The organism is Nakamurella multipartita DSM 44233, from assembly GCF_000024365.1.
In the GTDB taxonomy this organism is placed as follows: domain Bacteria; phylum Actinomycetota; class Actinomycetes; order Mycobacteriales; family Nakamurellaceae; genus Nakamurella; species Nakamurella multipartita.
In genome coordinates, this window is the sequence record NC_013235.1 from 4,306,460 (window position 1) to 4,327,741 (window position 21,282).

16 protein-coding genes are annotated in these 21,282 nt (G+C 73.1%); 8 read left to right on the forward strand and 8 right to left on the reverse strand.

All coding sequences use genetic code 11. The features are described from left to right. Positions 1 to 12: 12 nt before the first annotated feature. The 4 genes from recD to NAMU_RS19345 form a co-directional block, all read right to left on the reverse strand. Entirely contained in the window at positions 13 to 1,911 is a 1,899-nt protein-coding gene (gene recD, locus NAMU_RS19330) for an exodeoxyribonuclease V subunit alpha (RefSeq protein ID WP_015749025.1), read from the reverse strand. Further along, complete coding sequence (locus NAMU_RS19335; protein ID WP_015749026.1) at positions 1,908 to 5,327, reverse strand: UvrD-helicase domain-containing protein; 3,420 nt, start codon at positions 5,325 to 5,327, stop codon at positions 1,908 to 1,910. Before NAMU_RS19335 ends, recD begins: the two co-directional genes overlap by 4 nt. Then, on the reverse strand, positions 5,324 to 8,749 hold the full coding sequence (gene recC, locus NAMU_RS19340) for an exodeoxyribonuclease V subunit gamma (RefSeq protein ID WP_015749027.1): 3,426 nt from the start codon (positions 8,747 to 8,749) through the stop codon (positions 5,324 to 5,326). The genes NAMU_RS19335 and recC overlap by 4 nt, the downstream gene beginning before the upstream one ends. Positions 8,750 to 8,893: 144 nt before the next feature. Then, positions 8,894 to 9,514 (reverse strand): hypothetical protein, encoded by a 621-nt coding sequence (locus NAMU_RS19345; RefSeq protein ID WP_138180348.1) that lies wholly within the window; start codon positions 9,512 to 9,514, stop codon positions 8,894 to 8,896. 324 nt (positions 9,515 to 9,838) lie between these two features. Between NAMU_RS19345 and NAMU_RS19350 the strand changes: the two genes are divergently transcribed. The 5 genes from NAMU_RS19350 to NAMU_RS19370 are packed head-to-tail and all read left to right on the forward strand — an operon-like array spanning position 9,839 to position 14,568. Further along, positions 9,839 to 11,101 carry a substrate-binding domain-containing protein gene (locus NAMU_RS19350; protein ID WP_015749029.1) on the forward strand — a complete coding sequence of 421 codons (1,263 nt, stop codon included), beginning with the start codon at positions 9,839 to 9,841 and terminating at the stop codon, positions 11,099 to 11,101. Continuing rightward, positions 11,098 to 11,856, forward strand: a complete 759-nt coding sequence (locus NAMU_RS19355; RefSeq protein ID WP_015749030.1) for an ABC transporter ATP-binding protein — start codon at positions 11,098 to 11,100, stop codon at positions 11,854 to 11,856. The genes NAMU_RS19350 and NAMU_RS19355 overlap by 4 nt, the downstream gene beginning before the upstream one ends. Continuing rightward, positions 11,853 to 12,575, forward strand: coding sequence for an ABC transporter ATP-binding protein (locus NAMU_RS19360; RefSeq protein ID WP_015749031.1), 723 nt, complete (start codon positions 11,853 to 11,855; stop codon positions 12,573 to 12,575). The genes NAMU_RS19355 and NAMU_RS19360 overlap by 4 nt, the downstream gene beginning before the upstream one ends. Next, complete coding sequence (locus tag NAMU_RS19365) at positions 12,572 to 13,450, forward strand: branched-chain amino acid ABC transporter permease (protein WP_015749032.1); 879 nt, start codon at positions 12,572 to 12,574, stop codon at positions 13,448 to 13,450. Before NAMU_RS19360 ends, NAMU_RS19365 begins: the two co-directional genes overlap by 4 nt. Continuing rightward, on the forward strand, positions 13,447 to 14,568 hold the full coding sequence (locus NAMU_RS19370) for a branched-chain amino acid ABC transporter permease (RefSeq protein ID WP_015749033.1): 1,122 nt from the start codon (positions 13,447 to 13,449) through the stop codon (positions 14,566 to 14,568). The genes NAMU_RS19365 and NAMU_RS19370 overlap by 4 nt, the downstream gene beginning before the upstream one ends. Here the strand turns inward: NAMU_RS19370 and NAMU_RS19375 are convergent. From NAMU_RS19375 to NAMU_RS19390, 4 genes are all read right to left on the reverse strand, one after another. Next, complete coding sequence (locus NAMU_RS19375; RefSeq protein WP_015749034.1) at positions 14,528 to 15,085, reverse strand: hypothetical protein; 558 nt, start codon at positions 15,083 to 15,085, stop codon at positions 14,528 to 14,530. The genes NAMU_RS19370 and NAMU_RS19375 overlap by 41 nt on opposite strands. Before the next feature lie 24 nt (positions 15,086 to 15,109). Continuing rightward, on the reverse strand, positions 15,110 to 16,918 hold the full coding sequence (locus NAMU_RS19380) for a helix-turn-helix domain-containing protein (protein ID WP_041371047.1): 1,809 nt from the start codon (positions 16,916 to 16,918) through the stop codon (positions 15,110 to 15,112). 20 nt (positions 16,919 to 16,938) lie between these two features. Then, on the reverse strand, positions 16,939 to 17,721 hold the full coding sequence (locus tag NAMU_RS19385; RefSeq protein ID WP_015749036.1) for a 3-hydroxybutyrate dehydrogenase: 783 nt from the start codon (positions 17,719 to 17,721) through the stop codon (positions 16,939 to 16,941). An 89-nt stretch (positions 17,722 to 17,810) separates the two neighbouring features. After that, positions 17,811 to 19,598: a chitobiase/beta-hexosaminidase C-terminal domain-containing protein gene (locus tag NAMU_RS19390; RefSeq protein WP_015749037.1), complete on the reverse strand. Its 1,788-nt coding sequence runs from the start codon at positions 19,596 to 19,598 to the stop codon at positions 17,811 to 17,813. Between the two features lie 103 nt (positions 19,599 to 19,701). On the opposite strand from NAMU_RS19390, the gene NAMU_RS19395 reads away from it, so the two are divergent. From NAMU_RS19395 to NAMU_RS31930, 3 genes are all read left to right on the forward strand, one after another. After that, positions 19,702 to 19,989: a GlsB/YeaQ/YmgE family stress response membrane protein gene (locus tag NAMU_RS19395; RefSeq protein WP_015749038.1), complete on the forward strand. Its 288-nt coding sequence runs from the start codon at positions 19,702 to 19,704 to the stop codon at positions 19,987 to 19,989. A 244-nt stretch (positions 19,990 to 20,233) separates the two neighbouring features. After that, a complete protein-coding gene (locus NAMU_RS19400; RefSeq protein ID WP_015749039.1) occupies positions 20,234 to 20,767 on the forward strand; it encodes a hypothetical protein in 534 nt (177 codons plus the stop codon). Positions 20,768 to 20,940: 173 nt separating this feature from the next. After that, positions 20,941 to 21,246, forward strand: coding sequence for a cold-shock protein (locus NAMU_RS31930; protein WP_015749040.1), 306 nt, complete (start codon positions 20,941 to 20,943; stop codon positions 21,244 to 21,246). Positions 21,247 to 21,282: the final 36 nt, after the last annotated feature.

The window sequence follows — 21,282 nt, forward strand, 5'->3', positions numbered from 1 at the left end:
CGCTCCGGGCGGTCAGCCGCCGGCCATCCGCAGCCGCAGCCCGCTGGCCCGGGCGGCCGGACGGGCGACGGCGGCCCGTACCTCGGCCTCGGTGCCGATCAACCGCACCCGGGTCTGCGCCCGGGTGAGCGCCGTGTACAACAACTCTCGGGTGCACAGCGGCGAATCCGCCTCCGGCAGCACGACGGTCACCCGGTCGAACTGGCTGCCCTGGCTGCGGTGCACGGTCATCGCGTGCACGGTCTGCACGTCGGCCAGCCGGCCCGGCGCGTAGTCCACGATGCGGCCGTGCTGGCTGAAGGAGACCCGCAGCTGGCCCCCGGTCAGCACGGCCACCCCGACATCGCCGTTGAACAGCCGCAGCGTGTAGTCGTTGGCGGTGACCAGCACCGGCCGGCCCGGGTACCACAACCGATGCGGCGGCAGCAGATCCTCGGCCGCCAGCCAATTCTCGATGCGATAGGTCCATTGCGTCACCCCGCGCGGCCCGCTGCGGTGGGCGCACAGCACCCGGTGGCCGTCCAGCCGGCGCAGCGCCTCCTGCGCCTCGCCGGCATCCGCGGCCGCCCGCACGGCCGCGGCGGTGCCGACGACGTCGGGTCGGACGGCGGCGTCCACCGCCGCGCCCGCCCCGGCGGTGTCCTCCGGCGCGATCAGGGCCACGTCGGCGCCCGGGCGGGCCAGCACGGCCAGCGCGGCGTCGGCGTCACCGGCGCGGACGGCGGCGGCCAGCTCGGCGATGTCACCGCCGAAGCGCCAGGTCCGGTCCAGCAGGGCCACCGCGTCGGCCCGGGCCGGCGCGATGGCCGGCGGGCCGGGTGGGACCGCGCCCGGCCCTGCGGCCGACCCCGCTGCCGACTCTGTGGCCGACCCCGTCGCCGACCCTGTGGCCGGAGGTGCGGCCGGGACCGCGGTCAGCCCGGCGACCAGGTCGGCCAGCACCGCGCCGGCCTCCACCGAGGCGAGCTGGTCCGGGTCGCCGACCAGGATGAGCCGGGCGTCCGGCCGCACGGCCTCGAGCAGCCGGGCCATCATCGTCAGCGAGACCATCGAGGTCTCGTCGACCACCACCACGTCGAACGGCAGCCGGTTGTCCCGGTCGTGCCGGAACCGCTGGCTGCGGCCGGGCAGCCAACCGAGCAGCCGGTGCAGCGTGGAGGCGGTCAGGGTCGGCAGGTCGTGCCGGTCGGCCGGGCTCAGCGCCACGGCCTGGGCCTGCACCGCCGCCTGCAGCCGGGCGGCGGCCTTGCCGGTCGGTGCGGCCATGGCGACCCGCGGCCGCGCCCCCGGCTGCCCCATCAGCAGGGCCAGCACCCGGGCCACGGTGGTGGTCTTGCCGGTGCCCGGCCCGCCGCCGATCACCGTGGTCCAGCCGGTCGCGGCCAGCTCGGCGGCGTGCCGCTGCCCCGGATCACCGCCGGCGAACAGCCGGTCCAACCCGTCCGCCAGCGCGACCCGGTCCACCACCGGCGGTGGCTGCGCCCGCCGGTCGCGCAGGTCGTCGCGGACCTGCTGCTCCTGCGTCCGGTACCGGTCCAGGTAGAGCAGGTCGAACTCCCACTGCAGCGGCCGGCCGGCGCCGACCAGCAGGCTGGCCCGGACCGCGTCCCGCCAGTCCGGCAGGACCGGCCAGTCCCCGCCGGGATCGGCCAGCAGCAGCGTGGCCCGGGCCTGCGCCAGGTCGATGCAGACCGAGCCGCTGCGGATCCCGCGCACCGCCATCGCGACGGCCAGCCGCACCCGGTCGTCGGGCTCGCCGGCCAGCTGCGCGATCCGGGTGGCCACGTGCACGTCGGCGGCGCTGAGGACGTCGGCCACGTTGGCCGCCCGCAGCAGTCCGCTGGCGCCCAGGGCCAGCCGCCGATCGTAGGGGTCCTGCGGTCGCTCGAAGGACTCGGTGAACGTGCTCATGACGCGGTCCCGTCCAGCAGGTCCGAGACCGCGGTGATCAGCTCGACCGGCGGCGCCCAGCCGAACACCCCGCACGGTCGACCGTCGATCTCCGGCGTGTCCGGGCCGGCCATCCCTCGCACGAAAAGGTAGAGCACGCCGGCGATGTGGCGGCCCGGGTGATAGCCGGGCTGGCGCCAGCGCAGGAACCGATGCAGGGCAACGGTGTAGAGCATGGCCTGCAACGGGTAGTCCGACCCGGCCATGGCCGCGTCCATCGCCGCCGGCCGGTAGTCCCACAGGGACAAGGGCGCGCCGGAGTCGAAATCGCCCAGCCAGTTGGTCTTGTAGTCCGCGACCAGGTACCGCGGGCCGGGCAGCCGCAACACCGCGTCCAGGCTGCCGGTCAGGTACCCGCGCAGCGGCAGCTCGGCGAACGACGGCGCGGCCAACCGGTCGGCGTACCCGGCCAGCGGGTCGGCGGCCGGCAGATGGCGACGGATCACCGGGGCAAGATCGCCCAGCACCAGGTCCGGCACCGGGCCGGCCGCGCGGTCGCCGCCGGCCAGCGGCAGCTCGAACTCCAGCTCGGTCAGCCGGTCCCGGGTGCCCAGGTCGGCCAGGGTCAGGCCGCCGGCCAGCGGGCCGAGGGAGGTGCGCAGCACCGGCACCAGGGCGGCGGCCAGCGTGTCCGGGTCGAGAGGGAAGCCGACCCGGGCGACCTGCTCGGCGCAGCGGGCCCGCACCTGGGCAGGCAGGTCGGCGGCGCGGGGGTCGGTGGTCTCGAACACGGCGTGCACCAGGGTGCCGAAGGTCGCCCCCACCGGCAGGTCGGCCATCGGCGAGAGGGTGGCGCGCAGGGCCGCCATGGGGTCCGCTACGGGGTCCGGTGCGCCGGCCGGCGCGGCGAGCGCGCCGTCCTCGTCGGCCAGTTCGGGGTGTTCCGGTTCGCTGCCCACCCCGAGGTCACCGGCCACCGGCCCGGCGTCCGCCCCGATCAACAGGCCGGACGAGCCCGCGGCCGACAGCGAGCTGTAGGAGACGCGGCGCCACCGCTGCAGCTCCAGATCGCGGTGCAGCACGGCCACGGCCAGCTCGTCCGGCCGGGGCGCGTCCGCCGCCGGTGGTCGGGCGGCGCTGACTCCGACCTGCTCGAGCACCAACGCTCCGCGCTGCTGCCAGCCGTCCAGGCGGGTACGGGCCGCCTCGTCGCTGGGCACCTTGACGCTGTCGGGCACGCCACCGTCGAAATCCCGGTCGCCGAACAGCACCCGATGCAGCCCCGAGGTTCGGGTGTTCTTCGTCGGCGCCCACCAGGTGACGACCTGGGACTGGGCCCGGGTCAGCCCGACGTACAGGTGGCGCAGCGCCTCCCCGGCCTCCTCGGCCAGGGCCTGGTCCCGGCGCCGGCCGCGGCCGGGGGTGTCCGGGCCGCCGATGTCGAGCACGCGGTGACCGTCCTGATGCAGCAGCAGCACGTCCGGCTCGTCGTTGTACCAGCGGTCGAACGCGAACGGCAGGTAGACCACCGGGTACTGCAGGCCCTTGCTGGCGTGCAGGGTGACCACCTGGCAGGCGGCGGCGTCGGTCTCCAGGCGGCGCACCCGGTCGGCGGTGACATCCAACCGGTCGTCCGCGCGGCGACGGCGCAGCCATTCGGCCAGGGCGGCCACCCCGAGGCTGTCCTGGACCGCCGCGGTCTGCAGCAGCTGCCCGACGTGCCGCAGGTCGGTCAGCAGGCGCTCGCCGCCGACCCGCCCCAGCACCCGGGCCGGCAGTCCGGTCTCGACGCCGACGACCTCCAGCAGGGCCGCGACCCCGCGGGTGGCCAGCACTCCGGCCCACCCGCTGATCAGCACGCTGAGCTCGTCGGTCGCTTCCTCCCCGCGAGCGGCCAGGTCCGCCGCCGACCAGCCGACGAACGCGGTGAGCGCGGCGGCCCGGACCCGGGCGGCCCGGTGCGGCTGTTCCAACGCCTCCAGCAGGGTGACCCACTGATCGGCGGCCTCGGTCTGAAAGACGCTGGAACTGCCGGCCACCACGGCCGGGATACCGACCCGGATCAGCGCTGTCTGCACGGTGCGGGCCTGCTTGTGCGTGCCCACGATCACCGCGACATGCCCGGCCTGCAAGGGCTTGTGGTCAAAGGTGGCGCCGGCGCCGAGCAGTTCGGCCAGGTCGGCGGCCAGGTCGCGGGCGATCAGCTCGCGGGCCCGGTCGATCGGGATCAGCTCGCCGGCCCCACAGTTCACCTGGTCGCGGCGCAGCACCCGCAGCCGCAGCGGGGCGGCGCTGGGCGCGCCGTGCAGCCGGGGGCCGGGCAACGCGGAGACGACCGGCCGCACCACGATCTCCGGGCTGCCCAGGGTCAGCTCGTGCAGCAGCACCTGCAGCGCGGTGACCAACGGCGGGTCGGTCCGCCAGTTGCGGTCCAGGGTGGCCCGGGCCGGCCCGGCGGTGTGCGCGGCGGCCAGGTAGGTGGGCACGTCACCGCCGCGGAAGGCGTAGATCGACTGCTTGGGATCGCCGATCAACACCATCGTCGCGTGCCCGGAGAACGCCCGGTCCAGGATCTGCCACTGCACCGGATCGGTGTCCTGGAACTCGTCGACCAGCACGAATGACCAGCGGCGGCGCATCCGCTCCCGGGCCGGCGCGTCCGCGGGCGCCAGCGCGGTGGCCAACCGACCCAGCAGGTCGTCGTAGCCCAGGATGCGGCGCTGCCGCTTGCGTTCCTCGACCTCCCGGCGGACCCGCTGCCCGAACTTGATCCGCCAGTTCGCCGGGCTGATCGGATCCGGATCCGGCGGCGCCAACAGGGCCTGCGGGTCGTCGACGACCCGCCGGGCCAGGGCCAGCGCGGTGTCCCGGTCGAACACCGGCGGCAGGTCGCGCCGGGCGAACGCGGCGATGTAGAGGTCGTCGACGACCTGGACGATCAGGTCGTCCAGGGTATCGACCAGTTCGACGTCCGGGTCGGCGTCGCCGGCCACGCCCAGGCCAGTGAGCACGAACTGGCAGAACTGATGGGTGGTCAGGATGGTGGACGCGTCGTAGCCGGCCAGCGCGGCGCGGAGCCGGTCCCGCCGCCGGCCGACCTGCGCCTCGTCGACGTCGTGCGCGCCGGGGCCACCGGCCAGCAGCGCGTGCACCGGGTCCGCGCCGGCGCGAGCGGCGGCCGGATCGGCCAGCGCCCGCTCGGCCCGCACCAGGTGGTCCCGGACCCGCTCGCGCAACTCCTGGCTGGCCGCGCGGCCGAAGGTGATCACCAGCAGCTGGTCCGGCCGGGCCACCCCTTCGGCGATGTACCGGGTGACCAGGTCGCCGATGGCGTGGGTCTTGCCGGTCCCGGCGCTGGCCTCCAGCAGGGTGGTCCCCCTGGGCAGCGGGCCACAGGCGTCGAACGACGGGATCGGGTCCGGCTGCTCGCTCGTCACAGCGCGCCCCGTTCCTCGTGCTGCTGCAGCGGGCGCCACAACCGGCCCGCGAGCAGGGCGAACCGTCCGGTCGCCGTCCCGCGATCGGTGCCGGTGTCGGCGTCGATGCCGGGGTCGGTGCCGGTGTCGATGCCGGTGTCGGGGTCCGTTCCGGATCCGGTCAGCACGCTGAACGGGGCGTCACGGCCCCAGACCCGCATGTTGGCCGCGTCCTGCCGCTCGCCCGGGTACTTGCCGCCGGTCCAGGTGGCGGCGGCCTGGTCCTGCGCCTTGTCGTGGTCCATCCCGCGGCGGCGCGCGTCGGCGTACTTCTCACCGGTCTTGAGCGGCAGCGGCAACGGCGCGCGCAGGCCCTCCTCGTACAGGCCGACCAGATCGATCAGCAGTTCGCGGGCCCGCTCGCCCGGCAGCGCGGCCAGGGTGGCGCACTGCGGGCGGCCACGCTCGGCCCGACCGACGGCCGCCGCAGTCCAGGCGAGGGCGGGGTCGGACGCGGTCAGCGCGAGAAAGGCCAGCCAGGATTGGAGCCGGGCCCGGGGGGCGAGCTTGCTGTAGGAGACGGTGACCAGCCCGATGCCGTGCACCCCGCCGACGGTGCCGCGCAGCCGACGCCCGTCGGGCAGCGGCACCGAGACCTCGACCGTGTGCCGGGGCGCCGCCCGCAGGGTCGCCGTCCGGTCCACCAGCGGCCGCACGTCCCGCAGCACCCGCTCCAACGCCCGGCCGCCCAGCGCGGCCGGCGGCAGTACCCCGCGGCGCCACTCGGCCTGCCGGCACTCCTGCTCGGGCACCCCGGCCAGCCGGTCGCGCAGGATCCGGTCACCGACCCCCCACTCCTGCAACGCATCCAGATCGACCGGCAGGTCGTCGGGCGGATCGTCCTGCTCGAACGGCACCGCGACGTCGAGCCGGCGCCGCAGGAACCCCTTGGCCGGGTGAGTCAGCACCTCGATCACCTCGGCCAGTTCCACGTCGGCCGGCGGCCGGTCGGGGGCCGGCAGCGGCGCGGGGACCAGCCGGCCGGCCGGCCGGCGCGGACCCGCCAGCGCCCGAGCCCCGCCGAGGGCGACCGGGTCAAAGGTGAACGGGCCCACCCGCCCGAGCGCGCCCGCCGTGAGTGTCCGCGCGTCGAACGGCTGCAACGGGTGGCGCACCAGCACCAGGTCCCGCACGGCGCCGCCGGTGGCGGTCGTCGCCGTGTCGTCCAACGCGTCGAGCAGCTCGCCCACCGGCACCGCGGGCGGACGCTGGGCGCCGGTGCGCTCGTCCGCGCCGGAGTAGGTGATGACCAGCTTCTCGGTCGCCGCGACGATCGCGTCCAGCATCAGCTGGCGGTCCTGGGAACGCAGATCCCTTTCCCCGCAGGCAGGTTCTCGGATGAGCAAGTCGTCGCCGTCCTCCCGGGCGCCCCGCGGGAAGACCCCGTCGTCCAGCCCGAGCAGGCAGATCACCCGGTGCGGCACCGACCGCATCGGCATCATGGTGCACACGGTCAGCGTGCCGGTCCGGAAGTTGGCCCGAGTGGGCCGGCCGGCCAGGGCGCCGGCCAGCAGCGCCCGGACGTCGGCCAGCCCGAGCTCGAGACCGGTCGATCCGGCCGCGGCCGCGTGCCGCTGCACGGCGGCCACCTCGGCCCGGAACTCGGCCACCTGCCACGCCGCCCGCGCCGGCACCGAGGTCAGGCTCTGCACTCCGGCCAGCAGCTCGGCGCACCACCGCTGCACGCTGTGCCGGCTGCTCAGGGTGTCCACCACGGTGGCCAGCCGGTCGATCAACTCGGCCAACCGGCCGGCGAGATCGACGTCGGCGCTGCCGATCTCGTCCAGTGGCAGCGCGGTCTCGAGCCGGTTGCCGGGCTCGTCGGACATGCACACGCCGAGCAGGATCCGGTCCAGCGCCGCCCGCCAGGTGTTCTGTCCGTACTCGGCCAGGCCGTACCGGCGGCGGTGCTCGGCGTCCAGCCCCCACCGGGCGCCAGCCGCGGCGACCCAGTCGGCCAGCGTGCTCAGTTCGTCGTCGTCGAAGCCGAACCGGTGCCGGACCGGCGCGAACGCGGCGAAGTCCAGCACGTCGGAGGCGGTGACCCGGCTGCCGGCCAGGTCCAACAGCCGGTCCAGGGTGGCCAGCAGCGGATTCGTCTGGCGCAGCGCCCGGTCGGCCAACCGAACCTGCAGCTGATGGGCCGGATGGCCATCCGGCACCGAGTCGGCCAGCCCGAACGCACCCTGCAGCAGCGGCGCGAACGCCTCGATGTCCGGGCACATGATCAGGATGTCGGCCGGGTGCAGGGTGGGATCGTCGGCCAGCAGGCCGATCACCACGTCGCGCAGCACGTCGACCTGACGGCCCGGGCCGTGGGCCGCGTGCACCCGGACGCTGTCGTCGGTGGCATCGACCACCGGCTTGTCGGCCATGCCCGGTCCCGGGCGGCGGTTGTCGCTCAGGTCGCGCTGCAACCGGCCCAGCAGGGTGGCCGGTGGATCGTCGGCCCGATGCCAGGTGTCCCGGTCGATCCGGCCGGCCAGCACGGTGCGCAGTTCCCGCACGTCGCGGCCCATCGAGGCCAGCAGCGGGTGCGTGGCGGCGCCGGCCGTCGGGTCGTCGCGGCGCCGGATCCGGCCCGGGACGGGCGGGCGCAGCTCACCGACCCGGTCCCACAGCACCGGCGAGGGATGCGGCAACCACAGGTGCACGTCCCGGTGGTGAGCCAGTGCGGACAGCAGCAGGACCTGCCGGTGCGGCAGGGCGGTCGCGCCGAACAGGCTGACCCGTTCGGGCAGGTCCACCGCCCCGGGATCGGCCGCCAGCCGCGCCGCTACCTGCGCGAACGTGGCCACCGGGTCGGGGGCGTCGATGCGGTCGCGCAGCCGCCGCCACAGCCGCGGCTGCCAGCTCAGGTCCGCCGGCACCGGCTCGCCCCAGCCGTCGTCGTCCCCGCCCTGCGACCAGGCGGCCACCATCTCCGGCCGGTGTTCGGCGTACCCGTCGAACAGGCCGGCGATCCGGCGGGCGACCGCATACCGGCGGCCCCGGCGATGCTCGGCCTGGGCATCGTCGCCCCGGTAGCCCAGGTGCTCGGCCAGCAGCGCGCACCAGGGTTCGTGCACGGATGCCTCGATGGCGGCCAGCAGCGGCCAGACCGCGGCGTCCGGCGTCCAGGGATCGTCGGCCCGGTCGCCGGCGAGCTCATCGACCAGCGTGGTGGGACTGGGGAACCGGACGGCGGCGCAGATGCCGTCGGACCGGCCGTCGCGGGTGCCGAGCCGGTGCGCGAGCCGCTGGGTGAGCCACCGTTCCACGCCTCGGGTCGGCACGGCGACCACGTCCACGCCGAACGGGTCGGCCGGCGGCTCGGCCAGCAGGTCACCCAGCGCGGCGGCCAGGGCATCGGCGCGCTGGGCGCGGTGCACGTGCAGGCCCACGCGGCCACCCCCTCCCACCGAAGTCCGGACCGTCGGCTCGACGGACGGGAGACAGTGTGGCGGACCGGTCGGACAGTGCCGATCGGTGGGCGGGCCGATCGGTGGGCGCCGATCGGTGGGCGGGCTGCTCGGTGGACGGGTGGATCAGTAGGACGCGAGGTCCGGGACCCGCAGGTGGGGCATGACCTCGTCGAACTCACGGACCTGGATCACGTTGGACTCCAGCAGCCGGCGGCCCTCGGCCCCGTTGATCCGCCGGTCCATGGCCTCGGTGCTCTCGTAGGCGATGGACACCGCCGCCCGACGCCAGTCCGGGTTGATCATCAGGCTGGTCGAACAGAATCCTCGGGTGGCGTCCAACGCCGGCAAGGTGGCGGTGTTGAACTCCGACACCAGATCGTCGATCCCGGCGGTCTCCAGGCGGAGCCAGATCACCCGGGCACAGACCGGGTGCCCGGCGTGCTGGCGCCGGTGCATGGCCGCGATCTGCCATTCCTCGAGTTCGGCGGTGCCGCCGCCGATCGCCTCGGCCGTTTTCTCCCGGATCGGCCGGATCTTGACCACACTGGCGTGCATGTCGGCCTTGGTCTCCCAGGCCGTGCTGATGATGGCCAGCCCATCGGTTCGGCTCGCCAGCACCGACATCCCGACGCAGGTCGGCATGCCGAGAATGGCAGGTACCGCGGTGTCCCGCAGGTACGCGATACAGGCGTCGACCCGGTCAGGGCGACCCTGGTGCACCGCGGTGCGCGCGAAGACGGTCAATCCACACCTCACCTCCACTCGAGTACGACTTACCTTTCCCTACCCGCGCAGTTAACGCCACGGTCAACCGCTCTGTCACACGGACGCTCAGTGAATTCATGGCCGCAGGCGTACCCGGCCCCGTCGCCGCGCCTGGTCCGATTCACCACTACGGGTTGATCAAGTGTGTGGGCCGGACACATAGGCGGTTGTAGATCTCCGCGTAGCGTCCTGACCGAACCCGCTCACCGATGTTCTCGCCCGACGCCGGCCCGCCTCGCGATCACGCCGCGTCACCACGCTGACCAGCCCCGTTCCACCACCTCGACGAGGAGGACCCTCATCATGAGTCGCCGACGATTGACCGGCCGGATCGCAGCCGGCACCCTGGCCACCGGCCTGCTGCTGGCCGCGTGTGGCAGCCCCGGTTCGTCGTCCTCGTCGCCGACCACGGCGGCCAGTGCCGCCAGTGCGGCCGGCGGCGGTTCGGCCGGCGCCTCCGCGCAGGCGGCCACCGGTGAACCGATCAAGGTCGGCGTCGTCACCTCGCTGTCGGGGCCGCTGCAGTCCTACGGGCAGATGTACCTGGACGCCTTCAACGTGTGCCTGGACCACGCCACCAACGGCACCGGCGCGGTGAACGGCCGGCCGATCGCGGTGGCCACCGCCGATGACGCCGGCGATCCGGCCAAGGCAACCACCGCGGCCACCGACTACATCGGCCAGGGCTACCAGATCCTGGCCGGGTCCGCCTCGTCCGGGGTCGCCCTGCAGGTCGCCCCGCTGGCCCAGGAGAACCAGGTGCTGTTCATCTCCGGGCCGGCCGCCACCGACGCCATCACCGGGGTCAACAAGTACACGTTCCGCTCGGGACGCCAGACGTACCAGGACATTGCGACCGCGGCGTCCTTCGTGGGCGATCTGCAGGGCAAGAAGGTGACGATCTTCGCCCAGGACAGCGCGTTCGGCCAGGCCAACGTGGCCGCGGCCTCGGCCGTCTTCGGCGCCGAGGGGGCCACCGTCACCCCGCTGCTGGTGCCGGCGACCGCGACCGACCTGGTGCCGTTCGCCAAGCAGGCCGCCGACGCCGACCCGGATCTGCTGTTCGTGGCCTGGGCCGGCACCAACGCCACCCAGATGTGGGAGGCGATGGGCCAGCAGGGCGCGTTCGACGGCACCACCGTGGTCACCGGTCTGGACATCAAGCCCACCCACACCGTTTTCGCTCCGGTCGCGGACAAGCTCTCGCTGCTGGCCCACTACTTCGACGGCGCCACCGACAACGAGGTGGAGCAGGCGCTGGTCGCCGGGCTGACCGCGGAAGGCAAGACGCAGGATCTGTTCTCGCCGGACGGCTGCAACGCGGCGTTGATGGTGGTGCGGGCGGCGCAGGAGTCGCCGGACGACGTGGACGGCATGATCACGGCGCTGGAGGGCTGGGAGTTCGAGGGTCCCAAGGGCACCACCACGATCCGGGCCGAGGATCACGCGATGCTGCAGCCAATGTTCCAGACCAAGCTGGCCGATGTGAACGGCACGCTGACCCCCGAACTGGTCAAGGAGCTGGCACCGGCGGACACCGCCCCGGCCGCGACGCCCTTCAAGTGAGCCCGACCGACGCGCCGGCCGTCCAGGTCGGCGAGCTCGGCTTCGCCGTCGGCGGCGCCCAGATCCTGACCGAGATCGACCTGACGATTGCCCGCGGCGAGCTGCTGGCCATCATCGGACCCAACGGAGCCGGCAAATCCACGCTGGTGAACATGATCTCCGGGGTGGCCCGGCCCACCGCCGGGCAGATCCGGCTCGATGGACGGGATGTCACCGGCCTGTCGGTGCGGCACCGGGCCCGGGCCGGCATGGGCCGGACGTTCCAGACGTCCTCGCTGTTCAACGGGCTGACCACGGTGCAGAACGTCTGTTTCGCGGTCCAATCGGCCGCGCCCGGGGCGCTGAACCCGTTCCGGCGGGCCAGCTCCCGGTCGGTGATCGACCAGGCCATGCAGCTGCTGGAGCGGGTCGGTATGGCCGCCCGCAGCGCCTGGCCGACCGCCGCCCTCTCGCACGGCGACAAGCGCAAGCTGGAGCTGGCCGTGGCCATGGCCCGGCGGCCGAGCGTGCTGCTGCTGGACGAGCCGATGGCCGGCGTGGCCATGGAGGACGTGCCGTCGTTGGTGCAGTTGATCGCCGATCTCAACCGGGACGGGGTCACCGTGTGCATGGTGGAGCACCACATGCACGTGGTGCTGGGCCTGGCCGATCGGATCGCGGTGCTGCACCACGGCCGGTTGCTCGCCGTCGGCACGCCCGCCGAGGTGACCGCGAACCCCGAGGTACGCCGGGCCTACCTGGGAGATGCCCTGTGATTCTTCGTCTCTCGGATGTCTCCGTGCGCATCGCCGGGTCGCACATCCTGCACGGCATCGATCTTGAGGTGGCCGAGGGCGGGGTGACCGCGCTGCTGGGCCGCAACGGCGTGGGCAAGTCGACCACGCTCAAGGCGATCCTGGGTATCGTGCCGGCCACCGGCACCATCGAGTTCGACGGCCGTGACATCGCCGGGCAACCCACCCACAAGATCGTGCGGGCCGGCATCGGCTACGTGCCCGAGGACCGGGACGTGTTCGCCGGCCTGACCGTGGCCCAGAATCTGGAACTGGCCGAACAACCGGGTGTTGACCCCGACTACGACACCGTGCACGACCTGTTTCCCGAACTGCTGGAGCGGCGCAAGCAGCGGGCCGGAACGCTGTCCGGCGGCCAGCAGCAGATGGTCGCGCTGGCCCGGGTGATGCTCAACCCGGCCCGGCTGCTGCTGGTCGACGAACCGACGAAGGGGTTGGCGCCCAAGCTGGTCGAGCAGGTCGGCGACGCGCTGACCCGGATCGCCGAGCGCACCACCGTCCTGCTGGTCGAGCAGAACCTGCCGCTGGTCCGGCGGATCGCCCGCGACGCGATCGTGCTGGACACCGGCCGGGTGGTGCACCGCTCCCCGGCTGCCGACTTGATGGCCGACGAGACGCTGCTGGACTCGCTGCTGGGCGTGTCCGCGGCCGTGCCCGACCCCGGGAAGGCGACGAGATGAGCACCATGGTCCTGATCCTGGTCACCGGCGTCGGCCTGGGCGCCCTGTACTTCCTGGTGGCGTCGGGGCTGTCGCTGATCTACGGCCTGATGCACGTGCTGAACTTCGCGCACGGCGCCTTTCTCACCGCCGGCGCCTACGCGGCGTGGGTGGCGATGGGCCGGCTGTCCGGGCTGGGTGGCTGGGCGTTCCCGCTGTCGGTGGTCATCGGCATGGTGGTCGGCGCGATCATCGGTGCGGCGGTGGAGTTCTGCTTGATCCGCCCGCTGTACCAGCGGCACATCGAGCAGGTGCTGGTGACCGTCGGGCTGGGCCTGATGGCGGTCGCCCTGTTCACCGGCATCTGGGGGGCCGACCCGCAGCCGTTCGCCCGGCCGGAATGGACCCGGCAGACCACCGACCTGTTCGGTGCGGCGATCCCCAACGACCGGTTCCTGCTCATCGTGGCGGCCGGGCTGCTGCTGGCCGGCCTGCTCGCCCTGCTCAAGTACACCCGGATCGGCCTGGTGATCCGGGCCGGGGTGGAGAACCGGACCATGGTGCAGGCGCTGGGCATCGACGTGCGTCGCACTTTCACGCTGGTGTTCGCCCTGGGCGGGGCGGCGGCCGCCCTCGGCGGGGTCCTCGGATCGGTGTACCTGGGCTCGGTCTCGCCGGGCCAGGGCACGGCGCTGCTGATCTTCGCGTTCATCGTCGTGGTGATCGGCGGGTTCGGCTCCATCGGCGGCACCGCGATCGCGGCGCTGCTGGTCGGGCTGGTGCAGCAGATGGCCAACTACTACGTGGGTTCCGGGATCGGTGACGTGTCGGTGGTGCTGCTACTCGCGGCGGTGCTGCTGGTCCGCCCGGCCGGATTGACGGGCAGGACGGCATGACCGATCTCGCGCAGAAACTGACCGACCGGGCCGCGAAGGCCACCGGCTCGGCCGCCCCGGGACGCTCCGGCTGGCGGCGCTGGCTGCCGGTGGTGATCCCGGTGGCCGTGCTGGCGCTGCTGATCTTCCTGCCCTGGATGCGGTTCTCGGTGCCGGGCGTGCTGCCCGGGGTGGTGAACTCTCCCGGCTCCATGCAGCTGCTGGCCCTGTGCCTGGTGACGGCCGGGATCGCCCTGAGCTACGACGTGATGTTCGGGCGGACCGGATTGCTGTCCTTCGGCCACGCCCTGTTCGTCGGCACCGGCGCGTACCTGGCCGCGATCGCCCTCGGCACCTGGGGCGCCTCGCTGGGCCTGGCCGTGCTGATCGTGCTGGCCGGCGCGATCGCCCTGCCCCTGGTGGTCGGCGCGATCGCGTTGCGGGTCAAGGGAATCGCGTTCGCGATGGTCACCCTGGCGTTCGCGCAGGCGGTGGCGATCACCGCCGCCCGCAACCCCGGCGGGCTCACCGGTGGTGAGGAAGGCTTGTCGCTGAACCGGTCGGCGTTGCCGGCGTTCCTGTCCGGGGTGGTCAACGCGCCGTACCGGTACTGGCTGGCCCTGGGCTTCCTGGTGCTGTGCGTGCTGGTGGTGCTCTGGTTGACCACCGCACGGACCGGGCACGCCTGGGCGGCCGTGCGGGAGAACGAGGACCGGGTCGAGGTGCTGGGCATGTCGGCCTACCGGACCAAGTTGACCGCGGTGGTGGTCGCCGGATTCCTCGGCACGCTCGGCGGTTTCGTCCAGTTGATCATCGTCGGTGGGGCCAACCCGCACCTGCTGTCCACCGAGCTGACCCTGTCGCTGCTGATCATGGTGGTGCTGGGGGGCGCCGGCAGCCGGTGGGGCGCGGTCATCGGCGGCGTCGTCTACGTGCTGCTGGACAACCGCCTGCAGGAGCTGTCCACGTCCTCGACCATCGCGGACCTGCCCGCGGTCCTGCGGGTGCCGCTGAGCCAGCCGGTGTTCGTGCTGGGGCTGCTGTTCGTGCTCGTCGTGTACTTCGCCCCGGGCGGTCTGGCCGCGATCGGCGGGCGGGTCAGGCGGTGGGTGGCCGGGCGTCGCGGAGCCGCTCGGTGAGCCCGGCGGCCGCTCCGGCGATGGTCAGGGCGTCGAAGAATTCACCGGCGGTGGTGGCCAGCCATCGGTGCTTGACCGGGGCCATCCGGAGGCGGAAGTGGACCCGGGTGCGTGCAGGCGTCACGGATTCCCGTTCGAGCGTGATGGACCAGCTCAGGTCGGTCCGTCCGCGCCGGGAGGTGTAGACGATCGAATCCGGCGCGTGAATGCGGTCGACCCGAAAGGTCTCGTGCCGGCCGCCGTAGTCGGGGATGATGTCGCCGGCCTGCAGGTGCTGCCATCGGGGCTGAATCTGCCGGGTGGCGCGCCGGCCGGCGGGGAGGAACCGTTCGACGCGGCGGGGTAGGTACCAGCCGGCGCGGTGCTTGCCCAACTGCACCAGCCACGGCCAGACGGCCTCGGGTGCGGCGTCGAAGGTGACCGCGCGGTCCATCACCACGTCGGCGGGGTCGACCAGATCGTCGCCCGGGCGACGGGCCCGTCGTTCGGCCACGCTGGCGGCCACCGTGGCGAACATCGTTCCCCTTCCGGGCGAGTCGGGTCAGGCCGGCAGCAGCTTGCGCAACTGCAGGGCCAGCTGCACCTGCAGCGCCCGGTCGGGGTTCCTCCAGTCGTCGCCCAGCAGGGTGGCGACCCGGGACAGTCGCTGCCCCACGGTGTTCGGGTGCAGGTGCAGGGCGGCGGCGGTACGGCCCAGATGCCCACCCTCGCCGAACCAGGCGTCCAGGGTGGCGGCCAGGTCGGACCCGCGGGCCGCGTCGTAGTCCAGCACCGGGCCCAGGGTGTCCTGCACGAAGCGGGCGCCGGAGTCACCGGCGGACAGCAGCACCCCGACGAAGCCCAGGTCCGCGGTCGTTGCCCCCTGACCCTCCCGGCCCAGCGCCAGCATGGCGGCCAGCCCCTGGCGGGCGGACCGGTGCGCGCGCACCAGCTCGGCCCCGCGGGAGGGGCCGGCGGCCACCTGCTCCCCCGCCGCAGTGACCGGTCCGCCGAGCACCCGGGCCAGACCGGTGGCCGCCTCCCGGGCGGCCGCCCCCGGATCGGTCCCGGGGACCAGCAGCACCAGGTGCCCGTCCAGCCGGGCCGACAGACCGCGGCGTTGCCCGGCGTAGAACGCGGCCGCCTGCTCGGAGTCGACCCGGTGCCGGGGCACCGCGCAGACCACGACGACCAGCTCGCCGGTCAGGTCGGCGTCCAGATGGGCGGCGCGGGCACTGATCTCGTCGGCATCGGTGACCGAACCGGTGAGCAGGTCCTCCAGCAGATCCCGCCGCCCGCGGTTGGCCATCTCGGCCAGGTGCCGGTTGAACAGCAGCAGCAGCGCGGTCACCACCGCGCCGCGTTCCAGCACGCGCAGGTCGGCCGCGCGGGTCTGGCTCGGCCGGGTGAGCACCAGCCGACCCAGCAGCTCCGATCCGGTGGCCACCGGCACGGAGCACTGCCCCGGCGCCAGCGGGATCGACATCTCCGTCGGCCCTTGCAGTTCCACCGAGCCGCCGAGCACATCGGCCAGCTCGGCGGCCACCTCGGCGACGCCGCCGCCGCGTAGCACGAGCTCGGCCAACCGGTCGTGCGCGATCACGGCCAGCTCGGTATCCCGGCTCTGCTCCCGCAACGAATCATTGGCCCGTTCCAAACTGATCAGCGCGGAACGGGTCTCGGCCAGCAGCCGGGCATTGTCCAGCGCCACCGCGGCGTGCGCGGCCAGCGAGGACAGCAGCGCGACCTCGTCCCGGGAGAATGCCCGGCGCCGCCGGTCGGCCGCGAAGAGCACGCCGATGACCTGGGCGCCGCGCTTGAGCGGCACCCCGAGGATGGACACCAGGCCCTCGGACCGGACGGCCGAGTCGATCGTGTTCAGATGGTGGAACCGGCTGTCGGAAAAGTAGTCCGCCGAGGCGATCGGCACACCCTGCTGGGCGACGAGCCCGCCCAGGCCACCACCCAAGGGCAACCGAACCGCCTGGAACTCGGCCGACACCGACCCGTCGGTCACCCGCATGTAGGTGTCGCCGCGCTCGTCGTCGTTCAGGCACAGGTAGGCGGTGTCCCGGCCGAGCAGGGCCCGCGCCCGCCGCACGATGGCGGCCAGGACGTCGTCGACGCTGGACAAAGCGGCCAGATCGGAGGCCGTCTGGAACAGGGCGGCCAGCTCGGCCTCGCGGCGGCGATGCGACTGCAACTGCTCGCGCACGCCCAGGGCGACCTGCTTGGCCCGTTCCAGCGCGTCGATGTCGGCGGCCGGCAACCCGGCGGTGCGGGCCTCGACGACCGGGCGCTCGAATTCGACCGCGGAGGCGTCCCGGGCCAGCAGATCCAGCAGGTACGCGACCCCGTCCGTGGCGCCCAGGTGGGCGCTGCCCGGGGCGGTCAGCGGGCGCCCCAACCGCCGTCGAGCACCAGGTCCGAGCCGGTCATCGAGTTGCAGGCCGGCGTGCACAGGAACGCGGCGGCGGCCGCCACCTCTTCCGGCTCGATCAGCCGCTTGACCGGCGACGAGGTCAGGATGATCTTGGCCAGTACCTCGTCCTCGGGCAGGTCGTGCACGGCCGCCTGATTGGTGATCTGCTTTTCCACCAACGGGGTTCGCACGTAACCGGGGTTGATGCAGTTGCTGGTGACGCCCTTGGCGGCGCCCTCCAGGGCGATGACCTTGCTCAGCCCTTCCAGGCCGTGCTTGGCCGTGACGTAGGCCGACTTGAACGGGCTGGCCCGCCGGCCGTGCGCGGAGGAGACGTTGATGATCCGGCCCCAGCCGCGCTCGTACATCCCCGGCAGCACGGCCCGGGTGAGCACGAACGGGGCGGTGAGCATGATCTTCAGGATCGTCTCGAAGGTCTCGATCGGGAAGTCCTCGATCCGTTCCACATGCTGGATGCCGGCGTCGTTGACCAGGACGTCCACCGTCGGGGCGACGTCGGCGATGGCCGCCGGCAGCCCGGCGATGTCGGACAGGTCGATGACCAGTGGAGTCGCGCCGGTGTCCGCGCACATCTTGCCGAGCCGCTCGGCGTCACGGTCGACCGCCACCACCTGGGCGCCGTCCTGGAGGAAACGCTCGGTGATGGCCCGGCCGATGCCGCTGGCCGCCCCGGTGACGAGGGCGGTGCGGCCGGCCAGGGGTCGCGACTGGTTCATGGACGGCTGTGTCATGACGATGAGCGTAGGCCCGTGCCTCCCGTGCTCATATGGTCGGCTCACACATCCGCGGATCGCGTCGATGTGTGGTTCAGACATGGGGTTCAGGCGTCGGGGATGGAGCCCGGAATCGGCAGGGCCGTGTAGTGCACCCGGCCGTCCGCGGCGGTGGTGCGTCTGGCCACCACGACCGGGACCGGGCCCGGCGGTACGGCCACCGGGATGCCCGTCCACTCCGGTGAGGTGTCCGTGGGCACGCTGCCGTCCAGGGTGTAGCGGACCTGCGAGCCGGGCGCAACGTCGTCGAAGGTGATCTGGGTGGGGCGCTGGGCGGCGGCTGGCGGGCGCGGGGCCCCGCTCACCGCGGGTGCCGGCCGGGCCGGGTCGAGCACCCAGTCCCCGGCGACCAGATACAAGGTGAACGCGGTGAAGAAGCCGAACTGACTCGAGTAGGCCAGGAACTCGTCGACGTCGATGCGGCCGGCGACGAAATGGTCGATGACGGTGCCGCTGGCCTGGTCGTCCCACGGGATGCGCTTGGTGAACGACCGGGTCGCGACCGGCGAGGCCAGCCCATCCGGGTCGATGGCGACGAAGGAGACGACCGCGTCCCGGTCGAGGACCACCGAGGCGCCGACGCTCCAGCGTTGACCGTCGAGCGAGTGATAGACGGTCGCGGCGACGCTGGAGGGCAGGGCGGTGACGAGCAGGCTGTCGTCGAACGGGTCGGCGTTGTCGGTAACGATGGTGACCGCCACCGGCTCGACCCCGACCCAGTACGTGCCGCGGCCGGGGGTGGCGCCGGTGGCGGTGGCGGTCACCTCCCACCCGCCCGCCTCGTCCAGGGTGATCCCGGCACCGTCGGGCCCGGTGACGGTCACCGTCTGCTCGACGGTGGGCACCAGGTAGCCGTTGACGAAGGCGGTGCTGACCCGCTCGGCGGTGAGGACGATCGGGGCGGCGGGGTCGGACCGTCCGGTGATCGTCGCTGTGATCCGTACCCCCGGCGACTGGGCACCCGAGGGTGGTTGCAGCATCACCGCGGCCGGCGGAACCGGCGGGACGGAGTTGAGCAGCGGCCGGAAGTCGTCGAAGACCGCCTGACTCTCCTTGATCGCCTGATGCCCCTGGGTGCCCGAACCCAGGTTGTAGGAGCGGTTGACCGCTCCGGCCAATCGGCCGGTGCCCGGGTTCTGCGCGTCCACGAAGTCGCCGGCCGCGGTGGCACAGAAGTAGGTGATGGTGTGCGGCGGCGCCCCGTCGGTGGGCGGATCCCCCGCGCCGAAGGGTGTTTCACCGCCCCCGCCGGCGGTCTCGGCGAGCAGCTCGGTCATGAACCCGCCGCCCGTGCGCCACTCGCCGATCGACCCGGCGCTCAGTCCGTGGAACGCGCCGGCCAGCGCAACGAAGGTGCCCAGGCGCCGCCAGCGCGGGGGCTGGTCCCAGACGATCGGCGCGTTCTGCCGGCGGAGTCCACGGGCCACCGCGTAGGTCAGCGTGCAGCCCAGCGAATGCGCGATGACGTCGACGACCGCGACGTCCAGGTAGCGGCAGACCGCTTCGAGGAAATCGCGCAGATCATCGACGTTGTCGGTGTGCGGGGTCTGCAGGTCGACCGTCCCCGGACCGAGGTAACTCGGCGCCCAGATGATCTCGTCGGCGTACCCCGCGGCGCGCAGAAAGCGGCGCTGGTCCAACAGGTCCCAGGGCCGGACATCGGCCGCTCCCCCGTTGCCGTGCACCAGCAGCACCGGAGCGAGGCCCCGTTCGGCGACCACGACCCGGTGCGCCGCCCGGTCGGTCTGCGGGTTGCCGCCGAATCCGCCCAGCAATGAGCCGGCGCCGGGGCCCCCGGAGTCGGTGGGCACGGGGAAATCCTCGGGATAGGTCACCGGGCCAGTGTGGGTGATTGATCCGACATCGGTTTCGCCGGGCCGTCCGCGGTGAACATGGCCTGCGGTGGGGCGAGGCGCTCCGCCGACTTTGGAGGACATTATGACCGTCACCGGAATCATCTCGGCCATCATCATCGGCGCCATCATCGGCGCGTTGGGTCGGCTGCTGCTGCCCGGCAAGCAGAACATCCCGATCTGGCTGACCATCGTGGTCGGCATCATCGCCGCGCTGGTCGGCACGTTCCTGGCCCGCGCCCTGGGCATCCCGACCCAGACCAGCGGCATCGACTGGCTGGAACTGATCGTGCAGCTGATCGTCGCGGTCATCGCCGTCGCCGTGGTGGCCAGCCTCTACGGCCGGCGCACCGGGGTACGCGGCTCGCGGTAACACGCAGCGCCAGAAGTCGCGCGGGCCTGTGATCCCGCGCACCGGCCCGGTCCCTCGACAACGCCGATGTCACCCGACTGCAACACCGGGTGTATCTGCCGAGGGCCGGGCCGGCTCTTTTCGTCATCGCCCTGTGACCTGCACGTCATCTCGAAAGTCCTTAGCACTCAGGGGGTCTTGTGTGCTAACAGGCGTGTGATTCACCATGGGCCATCCGGCGGGCCGGCCAACACGGGAGGTCGACATGGGTGACGGAGAGAGAATTTCGGTCGAAGTCTCGCCCTTCCACGCCGAAGGGCTGCTCAGCGGTTTCCTGGTGTCCGGCCGTTGGCCGGCGAACACGGTCGAATGGGCGCGCTTCCTGCTGCTCGCGGTCCGGGTGGCCAGCGTGCCCGGGATGTTGCCTACCAGCACCGTGTTCCGGGTCCGTGAGGAACTGCCGGACGAACCCGCCCCGGGCACCGTCGGACTGGTGCTGGCCGAGGGTCCGGTGGTCGGCGAGAACGCGGTGCTGCCCGGCCAGTTCGCCGAACATCAACCACCCGGCCTGATCGTGCTGCATCCGCCGAACGAGATCCGCCCGTCACTGCCCGAGCAGGACGAGGTCGCCTCCGGCTGCGTGCTCCTGCCCGGCATCCCGCATCTGGGTCTGGATCACCGCGCCGCCTGGGTCGAGGCCGACCACCGCGGCAACATCACCAGCATGGTCAGCCGGGCCGGCATCAACCCGTTCGACGACGCCGACACCGCGGTCCTGGCCCTGTTCCTGGCCGCCTGACCCCCCTTTTCGCCCGCCGACTTGCCTCATCCGGACCCCCTCGACGGCCGACTTGCCTCAAACGCACCAGCCGCAGGCGCTCCAGCGGTGCGTTTGTGGCAAGTCGACGCCGGGCCGGGCGCGCGCCGGGGTGCGGGGTGGCGCCGGGCGGGCGGCCCTCCTACCGTGATCCGATGGCCCGCGGATTCGTCAAGTTCTTCAAGCCCGACAAGGGCTGGGGGGCTATCACATCCGACGCCCTGCCGGAGGGGAGCGACGCTTGGGTGCACTTCTCGGTGATCGAGAGCGACGGGTATCGCGCCCTGGACGCCGGCGACGTTGTCGACTTCGACTACGAACCGGCCCATCAGGACAGCTTCCTCTTTCGGGCCACCCGAGCCCGGCGGCTCGCGCCGGGTCCCGCTCCGACTCTGCGGCGCGTCGGCGACCGGGTGGTGATCGCGCCGGACGGCACGCCCGACACCCCCCTCGACCGCTGACTTGCCTCATACGCACCGCCGCAGGCGCTCCGGCGG

What these genes read in the sequence shown, in the direction of transcription:
- NAMU_RS19400 (WP_015749039.1), top strand. Translation starts at nt 20,234, where the DNA reads ATGGGTGACGGAGAGAGAATTTCGGTCGAAGTCTCGCCCTTCCACGCC.
- NAMU_RS19395 (WP_015749038.1), top strand. Translation starts at nt 19,702, where the DNA reads ATGACCGTCACCGGAATCATCTCGGCCATCATCATCGGCGCCATCATC.
- NAMU_RS19365 (WP_015749032.1), top strand. Translation starts at nt 12,572, where the DNA reads ATGAGCACCATGGTCCTGATCCTGGTCACCGGCGTCGGCCTGGGCGCC.
- NAMU_RS19370 (WP_015749033.1), top strand. Translation starts at nt 13,447, where the DNA reads ATGACCGATCTCGCGCAGAAACTGACCGACCGGGCCGCGAAGGCCACC.
- NAMU_RS31930 (WP_015749040.1), top strand. Translation starts at nt 20,941, where the DNA reads ATGGCCCGCGGATTCGTCAAGTTCTTCAAGCCCGACAAGGGCTGGGGG.
- NAMU_RS19385 (WP_015749036.1), bottom strand. Translation starts at nt 17,721, where the DNA reads ATGACACAGCCGTCCATGAACCAGTCGCGACCCCTGGCCGGCCGCACC.
- NAMU_RS19350 (WP_015749029.1), top strand. Translation starts at nt 9,839, where the DNA reads ATGAGTCGCCGACGATTGACCGGCCGGATCGCAGCCGGCACCCTGGCC.
- NAMU_RS19375 (WP_015749034.1), bottom strand. Translation starts at nt 15,085, where the DNA reads ATGTTCGCCACGGTGGCCGCCAGCGTGGCCGAACGACGGGCCCGTCGC.
- recD (WP_015749025.1), bottom strand. Translation starts at nt 1,911, where the DNA reads ATGAGCACGTTCACCGAGTCCTTCGAGCGACCGCAGGACCCCTACGAT.